The following is a 24445-nucleotide window of genomic DNA, read 5'->3' on the forward strand; positions in this document are numbered from 1 at the left end:
CGCATTAGTGGATCGAAAAGGAATAGTCGTTGAGGAACGACGGCAAACTAAACGTCGCCGTAGTCGGAACCGGCATTTCCGGCCTCTCGGCCGCCTGGCTGCTCAGCCAACGGCACGATGTGACCGTCTACGAGAAATCCAATCGGATCGGCGGGCATTCCAACACCGTGACTGCGTCCCTCGGCGGCCAGCGCGTCGCCGTGGATACCGGCTTCATCGTGTTCAACCGGAAGACCTATCCTAACCTTGCCGCGCTGTTCCGATATCTCGACGTCTCCACGCAAGCATCGGAGATGTCGCTGTCGGTTTCTCTTGACCAGGGCGATCTGGAATATTCCGGGACCGGCCTTTCCGGCCTGCTGGCTCAGCCCGGCAATCTGCTGCGACGGCGCTTTTGGTCGATGCTGCGCGACCTGGTCCGCTTCTACGATCGCGCGACACGCGATGCGGCGCTGCTGCGTGACGAGACCATCAGCCTCGGCGAATATCTTGCGAAAGGCGGCTACAGTTCAGCGTTCCGCGACGACCATCTGCTGCCGATGGCAAGCGCCATCTGGTCGGCGCCTCCAGATGAAATTCTTGCCTTTCCCGCAGCGACGTTCATCCGCTTCCACCACAATCACGGCCTGCTTCAGCTAACCCAGCGGCCGGCATGGGAAACCGTGACCGGCGGCAGCCGCATCTATGTGCAGCGGCTGGTCCAGCCGTTCGCGGACCGGATCAAGCTCGACTGCGGCGTGGTCAGGATACGACGCTCGGCGCGCGGTGTGACCGTGACCGACGTTCACGGCGAAACGCGACCATACGATCATGTCGTCCTGGCAACGCACGCGAATGAAGCGCTGTCGGCGATTGATGAGCCGACTTCGGATCAATCCAGATTGCTCGGTGCCTTCCGCTACTGCCGCAACCTCGCCGTCCTCCATTCCGATCCAACGTTCATGCCGCAACGGCGCCTGGCCTGGTCGAGCTGGAACTATGTCGGATCGCGCGGCCAACGTGCCACGCCGGCCGGAGTCACCTATTGGATGAACCGGCTGCAGGGAATCCCGCGGCATATGCCGCTGTTCGTCACGCTCAATCCCGCCCGTCCCCCGCGGGCGGACACGCTGCATCAGACGGAGGTCTACGAGCACCCGATCTTCGATGCGGCCGCAATCGCCGCGCAGCGCCGGCTTTGGTCGCTGCAAGGCGACGGAAACATGTGGTTCTGCGGCGCGCATTTCGGCGCGGGCTTCCACGAGGACGGGTTGCAATCGGGGCTTGCGGTCGCCGAGCAACTTGGCAAGGTACGCAGGCCGTGGAACGTGCCGAACGAATCCGGACGCATTGTGCTCGCCGCTAATACTAGATCCTTGCCCGAACGGGAGCTGCAGCCATGACACTCCGCTCCTGCCTCTATCGCGGTAGCGTGATGCATCGGCGTCTGCGTCCGGCATCTCATCGGTTCCGCTACCGCGCGTTTTGGCTGCTGCTCGATCTCGACGAGATGCCCGCGCTGATCTCGCGGTTGCGGCTATTCTCGCACAACCACTTTAACCTATTCGCGCTGTACGACACCGATCACGGCGACGGCCGCGCAACGCCGCTCCGCGCTCAGATCGAGCGACAGCTCGAGCAAGCCGGTATCGATCTGGCAGGCGGACAAATCCAATTGTTCTGCATGCCGCGGACACTCGGCTACAGCTTCAATCCCCTCAGCCTTTATTTCTGTTACCGAGACTCCGGCCAACTCGCGGCGATCGTCTATCAAGTCCACAACACATTCGGCGAACGTCACGCCTATGTAGCGGCGATCGATGCCGACGACGCGAGCATTCGGCACGACTGCAACAAGGACTTCCATGTGTCGCCGTTCATGGCCATGAACCAGAGCTATCATTTCCGCTTGCACTTGCCCGGCGAGCGCTTCGCGCTCGGTATCAGCGCGAGCGAAGACGGCGAAACCATACTGAGCGCCTGCCTTGGCGGGTCGCGCCAGCCACTGAGCGACTGGACGCTGTTGCGCAGCTTCCTTGGAATTCCGCTGGTGACGACCAAGGTCATCCTCGCGATCCATTGGGAGGCGGCACGGCTTTGGCTGAAGGGCATGCGCATTTGCGAACGACCTAGACCATCCGCGAACGGCATGACGCGCGTGGCCAAATCATTTAAGCAACGGACGAATTTGCATGCGCATTGACCATGAGCAGACCGCCCCCGGCTGGATGCCCGTCGAATGGCCGCCGGTGCTCCGCGCGACGATCGGGGTGCTGCTACGGCGATTGCTCCGCCGGATCGATTGCGGCGAAATACTCGTACAATTGCCCGGCGGGCGCGGCGTCACAATCTCCGGCTTGCGCGGCGGAGAACCGGTGCATATCAGGATTCACAGCTGGAAGTGCCTGCTGCGGCTGCTTGTCGGCGGCGACCTGGGCTTTGCTGAAGGCTACCTTGCCGGCGAATGGTCGACGCCCAACATCCACGCATTTCTCAGCGCGGCCGCCCCACGATCGGCCCACGCAACCTCGTTCGAAAGGCTGAGGCCTCCGCAACCCTTTATTTGGCTTCGCCATGCCCTGCTGAATCGCAATACCAGGCGCGGCAGCCGGCGCAACATTCGGGCTCATTACGATCTCGGCAACGATTTCTACCGGCTCTGGCTCGACCCGACCATGACCTATTCGTCCGGGATCTACATCTCGGCCGACCCAACCCTCGCGCAAGCCCAACAGACCAAGCTTGATCGGGTCACCGATCTGCTAGAACTCAAGGGCGGCGAGAAGATCCTCGAGATCGGTTGCGGCTGGGGCGCGCTGGCGCGGCACCTGATCGAACGACACGACTGTCACGTCACCGGACTGACGCTGTCGACCGCACAGCTCGGCTACGCGCGCGAGCAGCTGGCCGTAAAAGGGCTTTCGGAGAAATCAGACCTGCGGCTCGAGGACTATCGGGACACTGATGGCAGCTACGACCGGGTCGTCTCGATCGAGATGCTGGAAGCGGTTGGCGAAGCCTATTGGCCGCTGTTCTTCGACGAACTGCGGCAACGGCTCGATGTCGGCGGCGTCGCGGTGCTGCAAGTGATCACGATCGACGAACGTCGCTTTGAAAGCTATCGCAGGCGGCCGGAATTCATCCAGCGCTACATTTTTCCCGGCGGAATGCTGCCGACCGTCGAGATCGTCAAGCAACTGGTGAGCAATTCCGGATTGCGGCTGGTTTCGACCAAGTTCTTCGCCGATAGCTATGCACGGACACTGGCAGATTGGCACGACCGCTTCCTCGTCGCCTGGCCGTCGATTGAAGCACTCGGCTTCGATATCAGGTTCAAGCGGATGTGGGAGTACTACTTGGCATATTGCAGGCTGGGCTTTGAAATTGGCGCCCTTAATGTGGGGCTGTACAAGGTCGAGCGATCATCCTGAATTGGGTCCGCGCACAGAATCTGACGCAGCATGGTCAATTGCAGCAAGATTTGGCCGGATCGCAGGCCATTCGCAAAACGAGCGTCCTGCCAAGGGTTTTGATCAACGCCAGCGGCTGACCGTCGTACGAAATTCGCCGCACTGCAAAAGCCTTCCCCTTTTGCCGTCGGCACACTAGTTTCCGGCCAGGGCACCACACGGACCGGCAAAAGATTACCCCCGCATGGCATTCAACAAAGACGTCATTGAAGCGATCGGCAACACCCCGCTCATCAAGCTGAAACGCGCATCCGAGCTGACCGGCTGCACCATTCTCGGCAAGGCCGAATTCATGAATCCGGGCCAGTCCGTCAAGGACCGCGCCGGCAAATGGATGATCCTGGAGGCCGAGAAGCGTGGCGTCCTCAAGCCGGGCGGCCTCGTGGTCGAATCGACTGCCGGCAATACCGGCATCGGGCTTGCGGTCGTCGCCAGCGCGCTGGGCTATCGCACCCTGATCGTGATCCCGGAGACCCAGAGCCAGGAGAAGAAGGACTTTCTGCGGCTGTGCGGCGCCGAACTGGTCGAGGCACCGGCGCTGCCGTTCTCCAATCCCAACAACTACCAGCATCTCGGCAAGCGCCTCGCCGATCAGCTGCGCAAGACCGAACCGAACGGCGTGCTGTTTGCCGACCAATGGAACAACCTCGACAATCCCAAGGCGCATTACGAGTCGACCGGACCGGAAATCTGGCAGCAGACCAACGGCAAGATCGACGGCTTCATCTGCTCGGTCGGCACCGGCGGCACGCTTGCCGGCATCAGCCGCTACCTGAAGGGGAAGAACAAGGATATCGTCACGGCCTGCGCCGACCCGCACGGCTTTGCAATGTATGAACTGTTCAAGCACGGCGAACCCAAGATGACGCCGGGCAATTCGATCACCGAAGGCATCGGGCTCGGCCGCGTCACCCCGGTGGTCGAGACCGCCAAGGTCGACACGGCGTTCCTGGTATCCGACACGGACGCCGTGACGGTGATCTACGAATTGCTCGAGCACGAGGGGCTCTGCCTCGGCGGCTCGACCGGCGTCAACATCGCCGGCGCGATCCAGCTCGCCAAGCAGCTCGGGCCCGGCAAGACCATCGTCACGATCCTGGCCGATTCCGGCAGCCGCTATCTGTCCAAGCTGTTCAATCCGGAGTTCATGCGCTCGAAGAACCTGCCGGTGCCGGAGTGGCTCGAGAAGCGCACCAAGATCGAGCTGCCGTTCGTTTGAAAGGCGAGTAGCGAGTGGTGAGTGGCGAATAGCGGGAATCCCTACTCGCCATTCGCTACTCCCTACTCGCGCTTTGTGCTCTCACCGCAAGATCTGGCTCAAGAACAGCTTCGACCTTGCGTGCTGCGGATTTGCAAAAAATTCCTGCGGCGTGTTCGACTCGATGATCTGGCCGGCGTCCATGAACACGACGCGATTGGCGACCTCGCGGGCAAAACCCATCTCGTGGGTCACGACCAGCATGGTCATGCCTTCCCTGGCGAGGTCGACCATGGTGTCGAGCACCTCTTTCACCATTTCCGGGTCGAGCGCCGAGGTCGGCTCGTCGAACAGCATCACCTTCGGGTTCATGGTCAGTGCGCGGGCGATCGCGACGCGCTGCTGTTGGCCGCCTGACATCTGACCGGGAAACTTGTTCGCCTGATGCGGGATCTTGACCCGCTCGAGGAACTTCATCGCGGCCGCCTCGGCATCCTTCTTCGGGATATTGCGCACCCAGATCGGCGCCAGCGTGCAATTGTCGAGCACGGTGAGATGCGGAAACAGGTTGAAGCTCTGGAACACCATGCCGACCTCGCGCCGCACCTCGTCGACCCGGCGCAAATTCGGGCCGAGCTCGATGCCGTCGACCGTGATCTCGCCCTCCTGGAACTCCTCCAGCGCATTGATGCAGCGGATCAGGGTCGACTTGCCCGATCCGGAGGGGCCGCAGATCACGATGCGCTCGCCCTTGCCGACCTCAAGGTTGATGTCGCGCAGCACGTGGAAGTCGCCGTACCATTTGTTGAGCGTGGAGATGTTGACGATCGGGGTTGTGGACATGGTGACCTTGTTCAGTGGCGGCGGTGGGCGTTGAGCCGGTGTTCGACGAACAGCGAGTAGCGCGACATTCCAAAGCAGAACACGAAATAGATCATTCCGGCAAAGGCAAATCCGGTGAACGCCGTGGTCGGCGTCGACCAGGCCGGGTCCGAGAACGATGCCCGCAGGGAACCCAATAGGTCGAACAGCGCCACGATCGACACCAGCGAGGTATCCTTGAACAGCGAGATGAAGCTGTTGACGATGCCGGGAATGACGTAGCGCAGCGCCTGCGGCAGCACGATCAGCGACGTGGTCTTCCACCAGGACAGGCCGAGCGCCGATGCCGCCTCCGCCTGCCCGCGCGCCACCGCAGCCAATCCGCCCCTGATCACTTCGGCCATATAGGCGCCGGTGAAGATCGCGACGCCGATCAGCGCGCGCAGCAATCCGTCGACCGCGAAATTGCCCGGCACGAACAACGGCAGCATGTAGGTCGCGAAGAACAGCACCGTGATCAACGGCACGCCGCGCCAGAATTCGATGAAGGCGATCGAGAAGATCCGGATCAGCGGGATGCTCGAGCGACGGCCGAGCGCGAGCGCAATCCCGATCGGCATCGAGGCGACGATCCCGGTGATCGCGATCACCAGCGTCACCAGCAGGCCGCCCCACAGCCGGGTGTCGACGATCGGAAAGCCGCTGCGATCGAGCCCCATCAGCTTGATGCCAACCGCGATGCCGGCAAACGTCAGCACGCTGCCGATCAGGACCTTGCCGCCCGTCCGCACGCCGCCGCCGAGCACGAACAGCGCGGCGGTGACGATCGCGGCGGTGACCACGAAATCGCTCCAGACCGGCAGCGACGAGGCCTGCAACAGATCGCGCAACCAGGTCAGCGGGTAGATCAGCCAATGGATGATTGCGCCGGCCAGCACGAGCAGCTTGCCCAGCACCCACAGCAGCGGGGCGAGCGCCGAACCTTTGCTGAGATTGACCAGCAGATCGCCGGCGCCCCCGATGCTCTGCTCGAACAGCTGCAACAGGCCGGCGGTCCAGCTCACGCCGAAGCCTGTGATGCCGCCGCCATGCAGCAGGAAGAACGCCACCACGGGAAACGCGAAGAAGAACAGGCCGGAATTCAGGCCCTTGGCCGGCAGGCGCGGCATCAGCAGCGGCAGCAACAGCGCGGCGCCGAGACCATAGGTCAGATTGACCCGCCAGCGCTGGGCTTCCGGATAGAAGCCGTAGATCAGTTGCGTCAGCTTGGCCTGGATATAGGGCCAGCAGGCGCCGACCTCGTGCCCCGCCTTTTCAGCCAGGCAGGCGGTGCGATCCGTGCCGGTCCAGACCGCGTCGACCAGCAGGAACTTGACCGCGGGGATGATCAGGTACCAGGCCAGCAACAGCCCGAGGATCGTCAGCAGGATGTTGCCCGGCGAATTCAGCAGCCGCGTGCGCAGGAAGCCGATCAAGCCAGTGGTCTTCGCCGGTGCCGCACGCTCGGCGACCAGATCCTGCCGGACAAAGGACACGGCGGAGATGTCCGTCATGCCACCATGCTCCGGTTGATCCGCCAGCCGTAGATGCTCATCAGCGCGCTCGTCGTCAGCGAGAGCAGCAGGTAGACGCCCATCGTCATGGCGATGATCTCGATCGCCTGCCCGGTCTGGCTCACCGCGGTGCCGGCGAACACCGAGACCAGATCCGGATAGCCGATCGCGACCGCCAGCGACGAATTCTTGGTGAGGTTGAGGTACTGGCTGGTCAGCGGCGGCACGATGACGCGCATCGCCTGCGGCACCACGATCAGCCGCAGCGTCGCGGAGCGGCTCAGCCCGAGCGAGGAGCCGGCCTCCATCTGTCCCTTGTGCACCGACAGGACGCCGGCGCGGACGATCTCGGCAATGAAGGCCCCGGTGTAGGTCGACAACGCCACCGTCAGCGCGACGAATTCGGGGATGATCCGCGCGCCGCCGGCGAAGTTGAAGCCTTTCAGCTGCGGCAGTTCGAACGTCAGCGGCCAGCCGAAGACCAGGATCGAAACCAGCGGCAGCCCGACCAGGCACGCCAGCACATAGGGCCAGATCCGGATCATCTGCCCGCGCTGGAACAGGACCCGCCGCGCGGTACGCCGCAAGCCCAGCGCCACGACGATGCCGACCGCGAACGCGGCCAGGAACGGATCGAGCCCCGGCTCGCTGATCGGCTGCGGCACGATCAGCCCGCGATTGTTGAGGAAGACCGCGCTGAAGATCGAGATGCTCTGCCGTGGCGCCGGCAGCGCTGCGAGCACGGCGAGATACCAGAACAGGATTTGGAACAGCAGCGGCAAGTTCCTGACGATCTCGACATAGATGCCGCCGATCCTCGACAGCAGCCCATTCGGCGACAACCGGCACAGCGCCACGATGAAGCCGATCACGGTGGCGAAGACTATGCCGATCACCGAGACCAGGATCGTGTTCAACAGACCGACGAAGAACACCCGCCAGTAGGTGTCGGAGTTGTTGTACGCGATCAGGCTCTGATTGACGTCAAAGCCCGCATTGTAGTTGAGGAAGCCGAAGCCCGATGCAATGTGCTGGGTCTCCAGATTGGTGCGCGCATTGGCGACGACCTCATAGGCGATCCAGGCCAGGATCGCGGCGAAGGCAATCTGGGCCGCCACTCCGTTCCAGCCGCTCTTGCCGCCAAGCGCACGCTTGAGCCTGAGGGCCAATTGCAGCGGTGGTTTGCGGGGCGCGATGCTCATCGCCGCAGGTCGGCCGGATCGATCAGCGGATCGGCGGCGCGTACTGGATACCGCCCTTGTTCCAGAGATTGTTGACGCCACGGGCGATGCCGAGCGGCGAGCCGGTGCCGACGTTGCGCTCGAAGGCCTCGCCGTAATTGCCGACCGCCTTCACGATCCGCACCACCCAATCCTTGGTGAGGCCGAGCTGTTCGCCCAGATTGCCGTCGGTGCCGAGCACCCGTTTCATCTCCGGCTTGTCGGATTTGAGCATCGTGTCGACGTTCTTCTGGGTGATGCCGAGCTCCTCGGCATTGATCATCGCAAACAGCGTCCACTTCACGATGTCGAACCACTGGTCGTCGCCGTGGCGCACCATCGGCCCCAGCGGCTCCTTGGAAATGATTTCCGGCAGCACGATGTGATCGGCGGGGTTCGCGAGCTTGAGACGGCTGGCATAGAGTCCCGAAGCGTCATCGGTGAAGACGTCGCAGCGTCCGGATTCATAGGCCTTGACGGCCTCGTCGATGCTGCCGAACGCGATCACCTCGTACTTCATGTTGTTGCCCTTGAAGAAGTCGGCGAGGTTCTGCTCCGTCGTGGTGCCGGTCTGCACGCACACCGACGCGCTGTTCAATTCCATCGCCGAATTGACCTTGAGCGACTTCTTCACCATGAAGCCCTGCCCGTCATAGTAGGTCACGCCGGCAAAATTGGCGCCGAGCGAGGTGTCGCGCGACACCGTCCAGGTGGTGTTGCGCGACAGCACGTCGATCTCGCCGGACTGCAGCGCGGTGAAGCGATCCTTGGCCGACAGCGGCACGAACTTGACCTTGGTCGGGTCGTCGAGCACCACGGCGGCAATGGCGCGGCAAACGTCGACGTCGATCCCGGTCCAGTTCCCCTTGTCGTCGGGCGCGGAGAAGCCCGGCAGGCCCTGGCTGACGCCGCAGGACAACTGGCCCCGATCCTTGACCGTCTTGAGGGTTTGCGCCGAGGCCGCCTGGCCCGACAGGGCGGCAGCGGCAACGGCAAGAAAAACAGCCAGGGATGCGCATTTCATGGGCAGGGCCTTTCAGGGTCGTCCGTTGGACGTTTGCTTTGTGATCGCCTCGCGCGTTTCACGGGCCATCCCAATGATCCAATGCAGCAAAAGATGCTGGTCCGACCGGCAGTTTGGCGGGCAAACCGATCGGGCAACGGATCGTAGGTCGCGGCAGGCCCCTCAACGTGCGGCGACTGGTAGTTGCGCCGCATCACATAGCGACTGACGAGCCGGGTCAAGGGGTTGACGCATGTCTTCTGCGTCCTGTTAGTAACACCTCCCGGCGCAGCCCCGTCGTCCGACGCGGTGCGGCCGCGGCAAAAAGTCTAAAGTCGAACGGCAGCGATCCATGACCTCCTCAGACGGCTCCACGCCCGCCCACCCGCAGCACATCGCAACCCGCCTGGTCACGGCCGGCCGCGATACCAAGGCCCAGAAGGGCTTCGTCAATCCGCCGGTGTTTCACGGCTCGACCGTGCTCTATCCCACCGCGGAAGACCTCCACGCCCATCGCGCCGAATTCACCTATGGCCGCCACGGCACCCCGACCACCCGGGCGCTGCAGGACGTGCTGATGGCGCTGGAAGGCCCGCAATGCGCCGGGGTCGGGCTCGCACCGTCAGGCGCGGCCGCCATCAGCACCACGCTGCTCGCCGTGCTGAAGGCTGGCGACCATCTGCTGGTCTGCGACAATGCCTACCGGCCGACGCGAAACGTCTGCAACGGCATGCTGGGCAAGCTCGGGATCGAGACCACGTATTTCGACCCGCTGATCGGCGCCGGCATCGAGACCCTGTTCAAGCCGAACACCCGCGCCGTGCTGCTCGAGGCGCCGGGATCGCAATCCTTCGAGATGCCCGACCTTCCGGCCATCGCGGCGGTGGCCCATGCCCGCGGCGCGCTGGTCATCGACGACAACACCTGGGCGACGCCGCTTTATCACCGCTCGCTTGAGCAGGGCGTCGACATCAGCATGCAGGCCGCGACCAAATATATCGGCGGCCATTCCGACATCATGTTCGGCACCATCTCGGCCAATGCGAAGGCCTGGCCGCTGATTGCCGAGGGTATCCGCCTGCTCGGCGTCTGCGCCGGCCCCGACGACGTCTATCTCGCGCTGCGCGGTGTCCGCACGCTATCGGTGCGGCTTGCGCAACATCATCGCTCCGGCCTCGAGATGGCACGCTGGCTGGCCGCCCGGCCCGAGGTCGCGCGCGTGCTGCACCCTGCCCTGGAAACCGATCCCGGCCATGCGATCTGGAAGCGCGACTTCACCGGCGCCTCCGGTCTGTTCAGCATTGTGTTGAAGCCCGTTCCGCAAACCGCAGTCGATACCATGCTCAACGCGCTCAGGCTGTTCGGCATGGGCTTTTCCTGGGGCGGCTTCGAGAGCCTCGCGATCCCGTTCGACTGCAGCGATTATCGCACCGCGACCAAATGGTCGCCGGGCGGACCGACGCTGCGGCTGCATATCGGGCTCGAGAATGTCGACGACCTCAAGGCCGATCTCGATCGCGGCTTTGCGGCGTTGAAGGCCGCACTCTGATCCTCGGCGCCGGCTGCCGCGTTCGACGGCATTAACCACAACGGACGTGCCATGACGGCGCGTTGCGACGAAGGCCGCACGCGCTGGAGCACGCACGATCTCCGGGATTCTGCGGAGATGCGGCCGGCGCCGATAACTCGCCGTTCACCATCCCCACCAATCCCTTAATTGTCCGGACCTTCCATCAAGTTCCCTTATACTTTTGCGGCCGTAGTGATGCCTCCGGGAAGGGCTGTCAGTGCCGCAAGGAACGTGACTGCCCGGCGTTAAGGGCATTCAGACAATCGCATGAAGACGGCACGCATCGTGGTCCTCGGCATCGCCGGCGTCGCAGGCCTCGCGGCCATGTATCTCGCGAGCGTCGGCGATAAAAAACCGGCGCCGGTCGCGCCGCCGGTGGTGCAACTGCCGACTGTCGAGGTGCTGGTGGCGAAGTCCGACATCGGCCTTGGCCAGTCGGTCAAGGCCGAAGACCTGCAATGGCAGCGCTGGCCGGCTGAAACCGCGAGCGCCGCGTTCATCCGCCACGACACCAATCCCGACGCCATGAACGACGTCATCGGCTCGATTGCGCGCACGCCATTCATCATCGGCGAGCCGATCCGCGAGCAGAAGCTGGTCAAGGCCAATGGCAGCGGCTTCATGGCCGCGATCCTGCCCTCCGGCATGCGCGCGATCTCCACCGAAATCTCGCCGGAGACCGGCGCCGGCGGCTTCATCCTGCCGAACGACCGCGTCGATGTGATCCTGTCGCGACGCGACAAGAACCCCGATCAGGTCCAGGGCAGCCGCGACATCATCACGACCGAGATCCTGCTGTCCAACGTCCGCGTGCTGGCGATCGACCAGGCGCCGAAAGAGAAGGACGGCAACAACTCCCTCGTCGGCAAGACCGTGACCCTCGAACTCAAGCCCGAGCAGGCCGAGACGCTGGCGCGCGCCCGGCAGAGCGGCACGCTGGCGCTGGCGCTGCGCAGCATTGCCGACGTCAACGAGAAGACCGACGAGACCAGAGACCAGGCCCCGAAGCGGGGCGAGAGCATCAAGGTGGTGCGCTTCGGCATCCCGAGCTCGCAGACGACACAGAAGTGATGGGGGCTTCGCTATGACAACGGCTGCAAAACAACTGGCGACACGGACCACACTGGTCCGCTCGCTGTCATTCTCGGCGGTCACCGCCCTGATGCTGATCCCTGCCCTCGCCAACGCGACCGATCCCGACAAGAACGCGGATGTCGCGGTCACGAGCAGCATCGCCGCCAAGACGCGGTTCGTTTCGCTCGGGGTCGGCAAGTCTGTCGTGGTCGACCTGCCCCGCGAGGCCAAGGACGTGCTGGTTGCCGATCCCAAGATCGCCAACGCGGTGATCCGCTCGGCGCAGCGCGCCTATATCATCGGCGCGGCGGTCGGCCAGACCAACGTGGTGTTCTTCGATGCCGACGGCAACCAGGTCGCCTCCTACGACATCGCGATCAAGCGTGACCTCAACGGCATGCGCGCCGCGCTGAAGCAGATGCTGCCGGGCGTCCAGATCGAGGGCGTCGGCGAAAGCGTGGTTCTGACCGGCACGGTGGCGAGCCCGGTCGAAGCCCAGCAGGCCGGCGACATCGCCGCGAAGCTAGTCGGCAGCGCCGACAAGGTCGTCAACTCCATCGTGGTGCGCGGCCGCGACCAGGTGATGCTGAAAGTCACCGTCGCCGAAGTCCGCCGCGACGTCATCAAGCAGCTCGGCGTCGATCTCAGCGCCAACATGAACTACGGCACTGCCGCTGTGGTCTTCAACAACGCCAACCCCTTCACCGCCAACAACGGGCCGCTCACCAGCAACTTGCTGACCGGCGCAGCCCTGAACAAGCTCGGTGTGCCGACCGTCACCGCGACGCTGCGCGCGATGGAAAGCGCGGGCGTGGTCAAGACGCTGGCCGAACCCAACCTCACCGCGATCTCCGGCGAGTCGGCGACGTTTGTTTCGGGCGGCGAGTTTCCGATCCCAACCGGCGTCACCTGTCAGACGACGACGTCGGGCACGATCGGCAATTGCGTGCAGACCGTCAGCTTCAAGAAGTTCGGCATCTCGCTCAACTTCACCCCGGTGGTGCTGTCCGAGGGACGCATCAGCCTGAAGGTGATGACCGAGGTTTCCGAAGTCTCGATGGACAACGCCCTGACCGGCGGCCAGAACGGCACCACCATTCCCTCGATCAAGACCCGGCGCGCCGACACCACGCTGGAGGTGCCCTCCGGCGGTTCGATCGCGATGGCCGGATTGATCCAGGAGCAGACCAAGCAGGCCATCAACGGAATGCCGGGCGTCGATCAGATCCCGGTGCTCGGCCAGCTGTTCAGGAGCCAGGACTTCGTCAACAACGAGACCGAGCTCATGGTCATCGTGACGCCCTATGTGGTGCGCGCGGTCGCGCAGAAGGAATTGTCCCGTCCGGATGACGGATTTGCTCCGGCCTCCGACGCACAATCGGCGCTGCTGGCGCGCGTCAATCGCATCTACGGCGTTGCAGCCCGTGGCGAGCCGATCGGCGCCACGCCGGTCAATTTCGGCTTCATCATCGACTGAGGCGCGGGCCTGAAGGGGTTGGGGGATTCTATGATGACACGCAACACGCAAGCCGGTCGCGTCAGAGCGCTGTCGCTGTGCGGCGCCCTCGTCGTCAGCGCGATCGCGCTCGGCGGCTGCAACCTGACCGGCGACAATGTCGTCACTGGCACCGTGCCCGACGACTACCGGCAACGGCATCCGATCGCCATCACCGAGGGCGAGCAGTCGATCGTCGTGTTCGTGAGCCGGACCCGCGGCAACCTCACCGAATCCCAGCGCGACGACGTCATGGGACTGGCCCGCACCTGGCGCCGTGAAGGCACCGGCGCGATCGCGGTCGACGTGCCGGCCGACACCTCGAACGCGCGCTCGGCGCAGGCGGTGTACCAGGAGATCCGCGGCGTGCTGGCGTCGATGGGGGTGCCCGGCCACGCCATCACCAGGCGCGCCTATCGCGTCGACGACCCGCGCGCGCTTCCGACCATTCGCCTCAGCTACCCGAAGATGGCCGCGGTCGCCGGTCCCTGCGGCCTGTGGCCGAGCGATCTCGCTCCCTCGATCTACAATCCGAGCTACAACGAGAACAAGCAGTACGAGAATTTCGGCTGCGCCACGCAGCGCAATCTCGCCGCGATGGTCGCCAATCCGTCCGACCTCGAGCAGCCGCGGACCGAAACCGCCGCCTACACGCCGCGCCGCTCGGTCGCATTCCAGAAATACAGCAAGGGCGAGTCGACCACGACCAACTATCCTGAAGCCGATAAAGCCAAGTTGAGCGACGCCGGGAAATGACCGATCCACAACACGAGCCGCAGCACGCCAACGACCACATCGCGCCGGCGCCGCGGATTTCGGTGCAGGCGTTCTGCGCCAGCGTCGCGACCGCCGCAACCGCGCGCGCCGCCGCCGAAGACCGCCGGCTCGCCAAGGCTCACCTCTCCGTCCACATGGGCGGCATCGCCGCGGCGATCGACACCTATCACAAGGCGCCGACGCCCAACGTCATCATGCTGGAGACCGAGCCGGACAGCGATTTCCTCGCCGGCCTCGACGAGCTCGCCACGGTGTGCGATCCCGGCACCCGCGTTGTCGTGCTCGGTACGCCCGGCGAGGCTGCGCCGTATCGCGAACTGGTGCGGCGCGGCGTCAACGACTACGTCATCGGGCCGGTCAAGGTGCTCGATGTCGTGCGCTCGATCTGCAGCCTGTTCTCGTCCTCGGAAGCGGTCTCGGTCGGCCGCCTGATCGCGGTCGCGGGCGCCAAGGGCGGCGTCGGCGCCTCGACCATTGCCCACAATGTTGCCTGGACCATCGCGCGCGACCTCGGGCTGGATTCGGTCGTGATCGATCTCGACCTCGCCTTCGGCACCGCCGGGCTCGACTACAACCAGGATCCGACACAGGGCATCGCCAACGCGGTGTTCTCGCCCGAACGTCCGGACAGCGCCTTCATGGATCGCCTGCTCGCAAAATGCAGCGATCATCTGAGCCTGCTGGCGGCGCCGGCCACCCTCGACCAGGTCTACGATTTCGGCGCCGAAGCGTTCGACGCCATCTTCGACACCATGCGCATGACCACGTCCTGCATCGTGCTCGACGTCCCGCACCAATGGACCGCATGGACCAAGCGCGTGCTGGTGGGAGCCGACGACATCCTGATCGTCGCCGAGCCCGACCTTGCCAATATGCGCAACACCAAGAACATGATGAACCTGCTGAAGGCCGCGCGTCCGAACGACCGGCCGCCGCTCTACTGTCTGAACCAGGTCGGCATGTCGAAGCGCCCCGAGATCGAGATCAAGGATTTCGCCAAGACGATCGACAGTCAGCCGATTGCGACCATCCCGTTCGATTGCAGGCTGTTCGGCGAAGCCGCCAACAACGGCCAGATGATCGCGGAAGTCTCCGCACGCCATCGCACCACGAGGACATTCCTGCAGATCGCCCAGCGCCTCACCGGTCGCCCTGACCTCGCCGAGGCGCGCGAATCGTTCCTGTCGCCGATCCTCAAGAAGCTGCAGTCGCGCCGCGGCAATGGGCGCCGGGCCGCCGGTTAGAGCGTTTTCGAGCGAAGTGGCTGCCGTTTTGCGCGAAGAAAACGCGCCAAACAAGAATCTAGAGTCCCGTTCTGATCCCATCGGAACGGAAAGGGCTCTAGCCCGCCAGATTCTCGCCTGAAAACGCGTTAGTCGCGGCGGCTGGCCGCGACCGGGATCTTGTCGGTATCGGTCCGGCTCGCGTCCCTGCGCGCCAACAGCCGCTTCAGCGCGGCAACATTGGCCGAACCCTGCTCCGGCGGCAGATCGGCCTTCATGATGGCTTCAGCATCGGCCTGGCGGCCCTGCAGGCCGACCACGACGGCAAGGTTGGTTCGCACCCGCATGTCGTCGGGAGCACGCTCCCGCGCGTGACGCAGCGTCTCCTCGGCCTTCGGCAGGTCCTTCGACAGCAGATAGGACAGGCCGAGATTGGACAGCACCGACGGATCGTCGGGCACAATCTTCAGCGCGCTCGCGTAATACTGGCGTGCCTCGTCGTGGCGATCGAGCTGGTCGAGCACGGCGCCCTGCGCCGACAGGATGCGCCAGTCCGGGTCCTCCGGGGTGTGGGCGCGCCCGAGCACGTCGAAGGCCTGCTGGAAATTGCCATTGTCGGCGAGCGCCCGCCCGTAACCTGCGAGCAGCGCCTTGTTGCTGGGCTGCGCCAGCACCGCCTGCTCCATGACGGCGACGGCCTGCGCCCGCTGGCCGGTAGCGCGCAGCGCCCGGGCGTATTTCAGGGCAGCGTCGGTATCTTTCGGATTGGAGCGGACCCGTTCGTGGTAAGTCGCGATGTCGCGCCGCGGATCGGCCGGGGCCGGCGTGGCCTCCGCCGTGTCGCCCAATGACCCGGTGATGTCGGACGGACCCGAGGTCTGACAGGCGGAAAGCCCGATCAGCAGGATCACGGCAGATACCGGGCCGGCGAGCTGGCGCACGCGGCCCAAAGGTCGGGAAAGTTTCTCAGACATCAACGAGACTCGGAACAGCGAATGTTCCGGGATGCTCACAGCTTAACCCTAAGTTCCGGTTAAGGATGCCATCATCTCGCCGTCATCCGGCCCAAAAGCGCCGCCGGATGCCGGGCGGCCAGCCAACCTGGCGGCTGGTTCAGTCGACGAACTGGGCGCCGAATTCGTGCCCGATACGCCAGGCCAGACGGCACTGGCGCGGACTGCCGGACGACAGGATGATGGTGAATTCCGGCGGAATCTCCAGATATTCGGCGATCACCTTGACGCCACCCGCCGAGATGTCGGTGATCATGCAGTCACGCGGCAACGACCCCGTGCCCAATTGAATTTTGGCGACGCTCCGGCACTCGCGGCGTTCGCTCTTGCGGCGATTCACAAACATCCTGATCCCCACGCCTTTCTAGGCAGCTTGCTGGCTGGATAGCTCTCTCGTTGCTACCGTCATAGCGGGGAAAGATTGGAAACTGCCTAGCGGAACCCATCGCAATTGAGCGGACATTTTCGAGGTTCGTTTACCAGGCCCGCCCCCGTCAGCGCCGCCGCCAACCGTTTCCAACAGGAACAAAAAGGGTTGATCCCAGGTCATTTGGCGATAGCGTGACCCCTTCGACTCGAATTTGCCGGGATATCCAAGACGTATGGGAAGCCTTGTTCTGCTTGATCTGATGGGGGGCGTCGCGCTCCTGCTGTGGGGCCTGCACATGGTCCACAGCGGAATTCTGCGGGCCTTCGGGCCCGATTTGCGGCTGTTGCTGGCGCGGGCGCTGAAGAACCGGTTCACCGCCCTTGGCGCCGGCCTCGGCCTCACCGCCCTGCTCCAGAGCTCGACCGCGACCGCGCTGATCACCAGCTCCTTCGCCGCCGAGGAGATCGTCAGCCTGGTGCCGGCGCTCGCGATCATGCTCGGCGCCAATATCGGCACCACGCTGATCGTGCAGGTGCTCTCGTTCAACGTGGCGGCCGTGGCGCCCGTGCTGTTCATCGTCGGTCTCGTCGCGTTCCGCAGCGGGCCGCGCTCCCGGATCAAGGATCTCGGCCGGGTCTCGATCGGGCTTGGCCTGATGCTGCTCGCGCTGCACATCCTGCTCGACACGATGGCGCCGGCCGAGAATGCGCCGGGCGTGCGCGTGTTCCTGAACGCGATCACCGGCGATCCCGTGCTCTGCATCCTGATCGGCGCCGTCGTCACCTGGCTGGTGCATTCCAGCGTCGCCAGCGTGCTGCTGGTGATGTCGCTGGCCTATTCCCAGTTCATCTCGCCCTATGCCGCGTTCGCGCTCGTGCTCGGTGCCAACCTCGGCAGCGCCATCAATCCATTGCTGGAAGGCGCGCGGCGCGACAATCCGGCGAGCTACCGGCTGCCGGTCGGCAATCTCGTCAACCGCGTCGTCGGAATCCTGCTGGTGGCGCCGTTGCTGCGGCCGATCACGGAAGCCATCTACGCCTGGCAGCCTGATCTCGCCAAGGCGACTGCGCTGTTCCACATCGCCTTCAACGTCGCAACCGCGCTGCTGTTCATCGGCGTGCTCGACCAGATGGCGCGGCTGCTCGAGCGGCTGCTGCCCAAGCGGGCGCAGGCGACCGATCCGTCACGGCCGCGCTACCTCGACGAAGGTGCGCTGGAGACGCCCTCGCTCGCGCTGGCCGATGCCGCGCGCGAGGTGCTGCATATGGGCGACTACACCGAGGCGATGCTGCGCAAGGTGATGGCGGCGATGATGACCAACGATCGCGCGTTGGTCGACCAGGTGTCGAAGATGGACAACACCGTCGACCGCCTCAACGAGGCGATCAAGCTTTACGTCACCAAGCTCACCCGCGGCAGCCTCGACGAGCGCGAGGGTCAGCGCGCCATGGAGATCATCGCGTTCGCGATCAACCTCGAGCATATCGGCGACATCCTCGACAAGAACCTGAGCGAGCTCGCGACCAAGAAGATCAAGCACCGCCTGCAATTCTCTCCGGAAGGCGCCGAGGAGTTGTCGGCGTTCCACAAGCGCACGATCGATTCGCTGCGGATGGCGTTCGGCGTCTTCATGTCCGGCGACGCCAACGAGGCCCGCAAGCTGCTGACCGAGAAGGCGGCACTACGTGCGGCCGAACTGGCCGCCGTCGAGCGCCATCTGGAACGCCTGCGCGAAGGCCGGCCGCAGACCATCGAGACCACCTCGCTGCATCTCGACGTGCTGCGCGACCTTCGCCGCATCCACTCGCACATCTGCTCGGTCGCCTACCCCGTGCTCGATGCCGCCGGCGAGACCGCCGCCGATCGCGAGAGCGCCGTGGATGCGGCCGAACTGCCGGCGCCCGGACGGCTCTGATCGGGCGTCTTCGAGGTCAGGTCGGCGGCCGGTGTTCGGAGCCGGGATGCCGCAGAGGAGAGCCGGAGGCTGCGGCGAGTTGGTCGATGCTGTCGCGCTGGCGATCGAATGCTCCAAGGAGCTCGCCTTGCAGCAGCCGGCCGCCTGACAATTTCATCCGAAGCGGATCGACATTGCGGCCGTTGATCCGCACCTCGTAATAGAGGTGCGGTCCGGTCGAGAGTCCGGTCGATCCGACATAGGCAATCGTCTCGCCCTGACGAACACGGTCCCCGATCTTCAGCCCGGGCGGAAAGCTCGCGACATGGGCATAGGTCGTCTCATAGCCGCGATCATGAAGCACGCGGATATATTTCCCGTAGCCGCGTTCATAGCCTTCGATCTCGACGACGCCGGCGCCCGCAGCCGCCACCGGCGAGCCATAGGGCGCTGCATAGTCGACGCCCTCATGGAAGCGGCGGTCGCCAAGGATCGGATGAATGCGCCAGCCGAAACCGTCGCCGAGACGCCCGCTGACGACCGGCTTGCGCAACAGGAATTTGGTGATGGACTGTCCAGCCTCATCATAGAAATCGGAGCTGCCGTCGTCCGGTGCCGTGAAGCGATAGTACCGCCGCGTCTGGCCGCCGGCCGTCAGGTCGATGAAGAGCAGCTCCGGCTGGCCGATGTCGTTGGGCGCATAGATGATCTTGGCCGCGTCGGCATCGCCGAGCGGGGCATCAAGGTCGAAGTCGCGGCCACAAAGCCGCATCAGTTCGGCAACGATTCCCTCATCGACGTGATTGGAGCGCGCCAGCGCGTTGAGGCCGTCGCGCAGCGTTTCGCCGGCGACCGCATGCGTGTCGATCGACTGACGCAGCAAGCTTTCGCTCCGCGAGGAGGCATCCGGCTGCTCGGGCACGATGGCCTGGTATTGACCGCCATCGGTACGACCGACGGCGGATACACTGGAGTCCGCCCGTTCGATCGACACCTTCGCGACATGACTGCGCGGCGAGCCACCCTCTCCGCTCTGTTCAACGATCGTGATCTTCTCGCCGCCGGACAGTGCCGCTTGAGTGCCCGCCGGTGGGAAAGCGGCAAGCACGGCCGGCGCGTCCTCTGCAGCCGCGGTCAAGGCCCGCAGGATGGCCGACAGCGTGTCGCCAGCTCGCGCGATGATGACGTGCCGACGGTGGCGAGGCGACGCGGCTGATTTCGGCAGGTTGGTGACGTTGACGGCGTCACCGATCGGCGCAGCCGGATGCGGCACGTCTTCATCGGCGGCGTACGCGCTGGTGCCGCCCGGCAGCTCGCGGCGTGACGGACCTGTCCGGATGATGGGTGGTAAGTCCGATAGCGCAGCGCTTGGCGAGGATGCTCGCTGCTGGTCCTTGCCGTCTGCCGGTACATCGCGACCGCGTTCCTGCTGCGGTTCGGGATCGATCTCCGCGAGCCGCGCGGACACGCGGGTGAACGAACGGACCGCGCCGGCGTCGCTCAGCTGCTCGATCCTGAGTGCGGAGCGATTGCCTTGCGCGCCCTGCTTCCGATCGAGCCGGTCGCCGCGCCCCGCCTCGTCGACCATTTGTGCCGTGAAGCGCGGAAGCGAGACGATCGGCGAGACTGCGAATCGTGCGTGATAGCCAAACGTCCCGCGAAGCGCGCCACCGAGCAGCGCGACGGCTGCGGCTCCGATCAAGACCGTCCCCGCCATCCAGCGGAGACTGATGGTGCGCCGGTCCGGCAACTCGCCATCGCCGGTCAGCGGCGGCGCGTCAAACGGCGGGACATCGCGGGCGCTGGATGCTTGACCACCCGCTTTCGTCGCTTCGCCACGGCCGTTCATCGACGCCCCTCATCCGGTGGCGCAGGGTCTTCGGATGCCGCTACGCCCACGGCAAGCCGTAGATGCCATACGGCTTGGGGCGATTGTTTGACCGCCGTTCAGATTCCGCCGCAATTGATGCCGGGACTGGAGATGATCGCGACGATCAGTTCTCGAGCGTCTTCGAGGCACGCCCGCGGTTCTTCAGGATCAGCATGATGTTGCGAATATAGATCAGCGTCGCGAGGCCCTGCCCGATGATGATGACCGGCTCGCGCTTGGCGAGCCCGTAGATCAGCGTCATCAAGCCGCCGCCCATCGAGAAGAACCAGAACGCCATCGGCACCACGCTCTGGCCGGCGCGCTCGCTGGAGATCCACTGCACCAGGAAACGCGCGGTGAACAGCAGTTGCGCGACCAGGCCGAACGCCAGCCAGAAATCGAACTTGGCGACGAACGTGTCGTAAAAATAGGCGCTCAGCGCCTGGCCAAACTGAATCAGCATCACTTCACCTCGGTGCCGCGCGTCACTTCGGAGACATCAGTCACCTCGGTGACGACCGGCGTCGGCTTCTTGCGGCGGATCAGCCACCACACGCCGGCGAGATCCATGATCCCGATCCAGAGCCGGTCGAAAAATCCGTAGTTCGAGACGCCGGAATGGCGCGGGCGGTCGACGACATCGACGTAGGCAATCGCAAATCCCTCGCGGCGGACCAGTGCCGGAAGGAAGCGATGCAGTCCGTCGAAATAGGGCATGGCCAGGAACACGTCGCGCGGAAACGCCTTCAGGCCGCAGCCGGTGTCGCGGGTACCATCGCGCAGGATGACGCCGCGCACCGCGTTGGCGATGCGCGATTGCAGCTTCTTGAAGCCGGTGTCCTTGCGGCCGATGCGCTGGCCCGCGGCAAGACCGACCCGGCCATTGCCGCTCTCGATCGCCGCGATCAGATTGGGCAGGAAGGCCGGATTGTTCTGGCCGTCACCGTCCAGCGTCGCCACGATCGCCCCGCGCGCGGCACGCACGCCGCTGCGCACGGCGGCCGACTGGCCCGAAGAGACCGCATGGCGGAGCTGCCGGAGATTGGGCCGCTGCGCCATGATCGCGCCCAGCCGCTCGCCGGTCGCATCCGTCGAACCGTCATTGACGTAGACGATCTCGTAGGCCCAACGGCCGTCGAGCGCGGCCGCGATCTCGGCGATCAGCGGCGCGATATTGTCCGCCTCGTTGCGCACAGGCACGACGATGGAAACGGCGACCGGCGTCTGGTCGGAAACAGGCAATTCGGCACTCGTGGTTGATGGAGGGCTCGCGGCTGGAACCCGCCCGATCCGGCCGCCGGGCGACCGCTTTTATGGGGCGAAGGCGCTCCTCGCAACCCCTTTGAGGGGCCCTTCCGACGGTCCCGGCAACGCCAAAACGGTGCCATCGCGACCGATGGCGAAACCAAGGCGGCGGGCGGCGAACCAGTAGCGCACGGCCATGGCGCCGACGACGCCGACCAGCGCGCCGGCCACCACGTCGCTCGGATGATGGGCCAGCAGCACGAGCCGCGTCGCAATGATGATCAGCGCATAGACCAGCATCGCGACCCGCGCGCGCGGCCACACCGCCGAGACGGCAAAAGCCAGCGCAAACGCCGTGATCGAATGGCCCGATGGAAAGCTCGAATAGGCTTCGGTGCCGGCGAAATGCTGGAAGTTGAATGCGTTGGCCTTGCCGCCGACAAAAGGCCTCCCGCGGCCGACGATCCATTTGATCAGCTCGCCCACCGCTACCGATAGTGCGACCGACAGAAACAGATATTGCAGCCGTGTCCCCAGGCCGAGCAAGGTGGCGCGCGGCACGCCGCGCAGCGCAGGTGCCGCCAACGCGACTACAATCAGCAGCAGGCCGAGCGCGCTCAGCACATACTCGTCCTTGCCGAAATCGGTGAGCACCTTCACCCACCAGAGCCCCGGCGTGCCGCGTGGCGGCATCAGGCTGATTTCGGCGACATCGACCGCATACATCAGCGTGATGATCACGGCGCCGACGATGACGACGAGCAACAGCACGTGGCGCGCCGAGCGCCGCGCCGCCTCGGGCCCGTCGCGAATGCGACGGTGCGCGCACGAGCTGGGCAAGGGACAGCCAGACCAGCGTCAGCAATCGTCCGAAATAGTTGGCGGATTCCGGGTTGGCTGGCAGCGCCGGCATGTCACTCCGTCCCTTCGGAACGGAATATCGCGATCGAGACCGCCTTGCCTTGCGAGATGTTGTAACCCTCGATGCGCACAGGCGCGTTGTAGCGCAGCCCGATCGCCTCGGCACGCTGCACGAAAGCGCGCTCCGAGCGCTGCTCGACCAGCGCGAAGCGGCAAGAGCCCTGCCCGAGGAAATCCGCCGCACCCGAGCCGTCGGTGAGCAGCGTCGAGGTATCGGTCATGAAGACGAGGCTCGGTTCATGAAAACCGGCGGCCGCCGCCTTCGGGCCGACGCAGGTCACGTTGCGCAATGCGCGCGCAACCTCCTGGCTCGGAAACAGGGTGGTGAGCCGCGGCAGTACCACGCCATAGGTTGCGCCTGCCATCAGCGCCGCGGCGATCACCGCATTGAGCAGCGAGCGCTCGGCGCGGCTGTCTTCGAACATCCACCACGCGATCAGGCCGAACACCATCGCCACCGCGAACAACGGCCAGGCCGGAAACACCGGCTGGTGGATCGCCTTGATCGCGCCGACGATCACCAGCACCGCGCCGAACGCAGGGATGGCGAACCACCACGCCGCGCCGCGGATCAGCCAGGAGCGCGACAGCACCCGCCGCTCCAGCGCGCCCACGGTGAGGATCGCGATCGCCGGATAGAGCGGCAGCACGTAATGCGGCAGCTTGGTCAGCACCGCCTCGAACACGATCCAGGACGGGATCAGCCAGGCCAGCAGGAACTGGGCGCCCGGCTCGCGTCGCGCACGCCAGATCGCCGGCGCCGCCATGCCGGCGAGCGGTGCACCCGGCCAGAACGTGATCCAGAACAACAGGAGATAAAGTCCGGGCGGCGCGCCGTGGGATTCCTGAGCGCCAAGTTTGCTCAGCATGTCGCCGCCGACCGAGTCGGCGAAAAAGGCATCACCCGCGCGCAGGAAGATCAGCACGAACCACGGCAGCACCAGCACCAGGGTCCACATCAGGCCCCACACCGGGCGCATGCGCCAGAACCACGCCGCCGATCGATCGAGGATGGCAAGCCCGGCCATCGCAAGGCCGACGAACATCAGGATCAGCGGCCCCTTGAGCAGGATGCCGACCGCCAGCGCGGTCCAGAAGATCGCGGGTGGTCCCCACGAGGGATGGGCCGGATCCTCACCGCGCTGCCAGGACAGATAGACCCGCGCCATCGCGCCCATCGCGGCGGTGACCGTCAAGAGCAGCATCGCGTCGGTCTTGGCGAGCCGCGCCTCGACCCCGAGCAGCACGCAGCTTGCCATCATCAAGGCGGCCAGCACCGCCCCCTGTCGTGTCACGAAGGCAAGCGCGGTCCAATAGGTCAGCAAAACGGCGCCGATGGCGCCGATCAACGACGGCAGGCGGTAGACCCAGATCCTGACCTGGGCGCGCGGCACCCCGAGCGCGGAGATCGTCTTCAGGGCCGCCGCCTGCATCCAGTAGATGCCGACCGGCTTCTTGTAGCGGACGTCGTCCTGGAAACGGATGTCGACGAAATCGCCGCTCTCGACCATCTGCTTGGTCGCCTGGGCGAAGCGCACCTCGTCGCGGTCGATCGGCGGGATGGTGAAGAAGCCGGGCAGGAACAGAACCAGACAAGTCAGCGTCAGGAACAGGATCGAACGCCATTGGCTGGCCGTTGCGAATTCGAACGCCATGAACAGCCTGCGGCTGGAATGCGCAGGTTTTACAGACTGTTGCCCTGCTCCGAAGCGCCGGGGTTGGAGGCTATCCACCATGGGTTTCGCATA

The 24445-nt window shown here is 64.8% G+C and carries 20 protein-coding genes and 1 pseudogene; 10 read left to right on the forward strand and 11 right to left on the reverse strand.

Going from position 1 to position 24445, the window contains the following annotated elements:
- The first annotated feature begins 29 nt into the window (after positions 1-29).
- From ACVMB0_RS26900 to ACVMB0_RS26915, 4 genes are all read left to right on the forward strand, one after another.
- Positions 30-1382, forward strand: coding sequence for an NAD(P)/FAD-dependent oxidoreductase (locus ACVMB0_RS26900; RefSeq protein WP_461348220.1), 1353 nt, complete (start codon positions 30-32; stop codon positions 1380-1382).
- Positions 1379-2182, forward strand: a complete 804-nt coding sequence (locus ACVMB0_RS26905; RefSeq protein ID WP_461348221.1) for a DUF1365 domain-containing protein — start codon at positions 1379-1381, stop codon at positions 2180-2182. The genes ACVMB0_RS26900 and ACVMB0_RS26905 overlap by 4 nt, the downstream gene beginning before the upstream one ends.
- Positions 2172-3410 (forward strand): class I SAM-dependent methyltransferase, encoded by a 1239-nt coding sequence (locus tag ACVMB0_RS26910; RefSeq protein WP_461348222.1) that lies wholly within the window; start codon positions 2172-2174, stop codon positions 3408-3410. Before ACVMB0_RS26905 ends, ACVMB0_RS26910 begins: the two co-directional genes overlap by 11 nt.
- Before the next feature lie 223 nt (positions 3411-3633).
- Positions 3634-4668: a cysteine synthase A gene (locus ACVMB0_RS26915; RefSeq protein WP_461348223.1), complete on the forward strand. Its 1035-nt coding sequence runs from the start codon at positions 3634-3636 to the stop codon at positions 4666-4668.
- An 81-nt stretch (positions 4669-4749) separates the two neighbouring features.
- On the opposite strand, the gene ACVMB0_RS26920 is transcribed toward ACVMB0_RS26915, so the two are convergent.
- The 4 genes from ACVMB0_RS26920 to ACVMB0_RS26935 are packed head-to-tail and all read right to left on the reverse strand — an operon-like array spanning position 4750 to position 9266.
- On the reverse strand, positions 4750-5490 hold the full coding sequence (locus ACVMB0_RS26920; RefSeq protein ID WP_249136587.1) for an amino acid ABC transporter ATP-binding protein: 741 nt from the start codon (positions 5488-5490) through the stop codon (positions 4750-4752).
- Positions 5491-5501: 11 nt separating this feature from the next.
- Positions 5502-7022 carry an amino acid ABC transporter permease gene (locus ACVMB0_RS26925; protein ID WP_461348224.1) on the reverse strand — a complete coding sequence of 507 codons (1521 nt, stop codon included), beginning with the start codon at positions 7020-7022 and terminating at the stop codon, positions 5502-5504.
- Positions 7019-8224: an amino acid ABC transporter permease gene (locus ACVMB0_RS26930; protein WP_461348225.1), complete on the reverse strand. Its 1206-nt coding sequence runs from the start codon at positions 8222-8224 to the stop codon at positions 7019-7021. Before ACVMB0_RS26930 ends, ACVMB0_RS26925 begins: the two co-directional genes overlap by 4 nt.
- A gap of 22 nt (positions 8225-8246) precedes the next feature.
- Positions 8247-9266, reverse strand: a complete 1020-nt coding sequence (locus tag ACVMB0_RS26935; RefSeq protein ID WP_456754706.1) for an amino acid ABC transporter substrate-binding protein — start codon at positions 9264-9266, stop codon at positions 8247-8249.
- Between the two features lie 331 nt (positions 9267-9597).
- Between ACVMB0_RS26935 and metC the strand changes: the two genes are divergently transcribed.
- The 5 genes from metC to ACVMB0_RS26960 all read left to right on the forward strand — a co-directional run bounded on the left by metC (position 9598) and on the right by ACVMB0_RS26960 (position 15405).
- Positions 9598-10794 (forward strand): cystathionine beta-lyase, encoded by a 1197-nt coding sequence (gene metC / locus ACVMB0_RS26940; RefSeq protein WP_456754705.1) that lies wholly within the window; start codon positions 9598-9600, stop codon positions 10792-10794.
- A gap of 288 nt (positions 10795-11082) precedes the next feature.
- A complete protein-coding gene (gene cpaB / locus ACVMB0_RS26945; RefSeq protein WP_456754704.1) occupies positions 11083-11886 on the forward strand; it encodes a Flp pilus assembly protein CpaB in 804 nt (267 codons plus the stop codon).
- 13 nt (positions 11887-11899) lie between these two features.
- On the forward strand, positions 11900-13366 hold the full coding sequence (locus ACVMB0_RS26950; RefSeq protein ID WP_461348226.1) for a type II and III secretion system protein family protein: 1467 nt from the start codon (positions 11900-11902) through the stop codon (positions 13364-13366).
- Between the two features lie 33 nt (positions 13367-13399).
- Positions 13400-14140 (forward strand): CpaD family pilus assembly protein, encoded by a 741-nt coding sequence (locus tag ACVMB0_RS26955; RefSeq protein WP_461348227.1) that lies wholly within the window; start codon positions 13400-13402, stop codon positions 14138-14140.
- The gene (locus ACVMB0_RS26960) at positions 14137-15405 is read left to right on the forward strand and encodes an AAA family ATPase (RefSeq protein ID WP_456754701.1); all 1269 of its coding nucleotides are present in this window, start codon (positions 14137-14139) and stop codon (positions 15403-15405) included. The genes ACVMB0_RS26955 and ACVMB0_RS26960 overlap by 4 nt, the downstream gene beginning before the upstream one ends.
- A 128-nt stretch (positions 15406-15533) precedes the next feature.
- On the opposite strand, the gene ACVMB0_RS26965 is transcribed toward ACVMB0_RS26960, so the two are convergent.
- On the reverse strand, positions 15534-16358 hold the full coding sequence (locus ACVMB0_RS26965) for a tetratricopeptide repeat protein (protein WP_456754700.1): 825 nt from the start codon (positions 16356-16358) through the stop codon (positions 15534-15536).
- A gap of 139 nt (positions 16359-16497) precedes the next feature.
- A complete protein-coding gene (locus tag ACVMB0_RS26970; protein ID WP_021079298.1) occupies positions 16498-16743 on the reverse strand; it encodes a PilZ domain-containing protein in 246 nt (81 codons plus the stop codon).
- 256 nt (positions 16744-16999) lie between these two features.
- Here ACVMB0_RS26970 and ACVMB0_RS26975 point away from each other — a divergent pair, with 256 nt between their 5' ends.
- Positions 17000-18682, forward strand: coding sequence for a Na/Pi cotransporter family protein (locus ACVMB0_RS26975; protein ID WP_461348228.1), 1683 nt, complete (start codon positions 17000-17002; stop codon positions 18680-18682).
- Between the two features lie 16 nt (positions 18683-18698).
- On the opposite strand, the gene ACVMB0_RS26980 is transcribed toward ACVMB0_RS26975, so the two are convergent.
- The 5 genes and pseudogenes from ACVMB0_RS26980 to ACVMB0_RS27000 all read right to left on the reverse strand — a co-directional run bounded on the left by ACVMB0_RS26980 (position 18699) and on the right by ACVMB0_RS27000 (position 24433).
- Entirely contained in the window at positions 18699-20510 is a 1812-nt protein-coding gene (locus tag ACVMB0_RS26980) for a peptidoglycan DD-metalloendopeptidase family protein (protein ID WP_461348229.1), read from the reverse strand.
- A 145-nt stretch (positions 20511-20655) separates the two neighbouring features.
- Positions 20656-20994, reverse strand: coding sequence for a lipid-A-disaccharide synthase N-terminal domain-containing protein (locus tag ACVMB0_RS26985; RefSeq protein ID WP_456754697.1), 339 nt, complete (start codon positions 20992-20994; stop codon positions 20656-20658).
- Entirely contained in the window at positions 20994-21773 is a 780-nt protein-coding gene (locus tag ACVMB0_RS26990; protein ID WP_456754696.1) for a glycosyltransferase family 2 protein, read from the reverse strand. The genes ACVMB0_RS26985 and ACVMB0_RS26990 overlap by 1 nt, the downstream gene beginning before the upstream one ends.
- Before the next feature lie 69 nt (positions 21774-21842).
- Positions 21843-22689, reverse strand: a pseudogene (locus tag ACVMB0_RS26995) (phosphatase PAP2 family protein).
- 1 nt (position 22690) lies between these two features.
- Entirely contained in the window at positions 22691-24433 is a 1743-nt protein-coding gene (locus ACVMB0_RS27000; protein WP_461348230.1) for an ArnT family glycosyltransferase, read from the reverse strand.
- Positions 24434-24445 lie beyond the last annotated feature (12 nt).

Source organism: Bradyrhizobium sp. USDA 4451 (assembly GCF_054822585.1).

What these genes read in the sequence shown, in the direction of transcription:
- ACVMB0_RS26980 (WP_461348229.1), bottom strand. Translation starts at nt 20,510, where the DNA reads ATGAACGGCCGTGGCGAAGCGACGAAAGCGGGTGGTCAAGCATCCAGC.
- ACVMB0_RS26975 (WP_461348228.1), top strand. Translation starts at nt 17,000, where the DNA reads ATGGGAAGCCTTGTTCTGCTTGATCTGATGGGGGGCGTCGCGCTCCTG.
- ACVMB0_RS26985 (WP_456754697.1), bottom strand. Translation starts at nt 20,994, where the DNA reads ATGCTGATTCAGTTTGGCCAGGCGCTGAGCGCCTATTTTTACGACACG.
- ACVMB0_RS26970 (WP_021079298.1), bottom strand. Translation starts at nt 16,743, where the DNA reads ATGTTTGTGAATCGCCGCAAGAGCGAACGCCGCGAGTGCCGGAGCGTC.
- ACVMB0_RS26955 (WP_461348227.1), top strand. Translation starts at nt 13,400, where the DNA reads ATGACACGCAACACGCAAGCCGGTCGCGTCAGAGCGCTGTCGCTGTGC.
- ACVMB0_RS27000 (WP_461348230.1), bottom strand. Translation starts at nt 24,433, where the DNA reads ATGGTGGATAGCCTCCAACCCCGGCGCTTCGGAGCAGGGCAACAGTCT.
- metC (WP_456754705.1), top strand. Translation starts at nt 9,598, where the DNA reads ATGACCTCCTCAGACGGCTCCACGCCCGCCCACCCGCAGCACATCGCA.
- ACVMB0_RS26910 (WP_461348222.1), top strand. Translation starts at nt 2,172, where the DNA reads ATGCGCATTGACCATGAGCAGACCGCCCCCGGCTGGATGCCCGTCGAA.
- ACVMB0_RS26935 (WP_456754706.1), bottom strand. Translation starts at nt 9,266, where the DNA reads ATGAAATGCGCATCCCTGGCTGTTTTTCTTGCCGTTGCCGCTGCCGCC.
- ACVMB0_RS26925 (WP_461348224.1), bottom strand. Translation starts at nt 7,022, where the DNA reads ATGACGGACATCTCCGCCGTGTCCTTTGTCCGGCAGGATCTGGTCGCC.
- ACVMB0_RS26950 (WP_461348226.1), top strand. Translation starts at nt 11,900, where the DNA reads ATGACAACGGCTGCAAAACAACTGGCGACACGGACCACACTGGTCCGC.
- ACVMB0_RS26905 (WP_461348221.1), top strand. Translation starts at nt 1,379, where the DNA reads ATGACACTCCGCTCCTGCCTCTATCGCGGTAGCGTGATGCATCGGCGT.
- ACVMB0_RS26960 (WP_456754701.1), top strand. Translation starts at nt 14,137, where the DNA reads ATGACCGATCCACAACACGAGCCGCAGCACGCCAACGACCACATCGCG.
- ACVMB0_RS26920 (WP_249136587.1), bottom strand. Translation starts at nt 5,490, where the DNA reads ATGTCCACAACCCCGATCGTCAACATCTCCACGCTCAACAAATGGTAC.
- cpaB (WP_456754704.1), top strand. Translation starts at nt 11,083, where the DNA reads ATGAAGACGGCACGCATCGTGGTCCTCGGCATCGCCGGCGTCGCAGGC.
- ACVMB0_RS26965 (WP_456754700.1), bottom strand. Translation starts at nt 16,358, where the DNA reads ATGTCTGAGAAACTTTCCCGACCTTTGGGCCGCGTGCGCCAGCTCGCC.
- ACVMB0_RS26930 (WP_461348225.1), bottom strand. Translation starts at nt 8,224, where the DNA reads ATGAGCATCGCGCCCCGCAAACCACCGCTGCAATTGGCCCTCAGGCTC.
- ACVMB0_RS26915 (WP_461348223.1), top strand. Translation starts at nt 3,634, where the DNA reads ATGGCATTCAACAAAGACGTCATTGAAGCGATCGGCAACACCCCGCTC.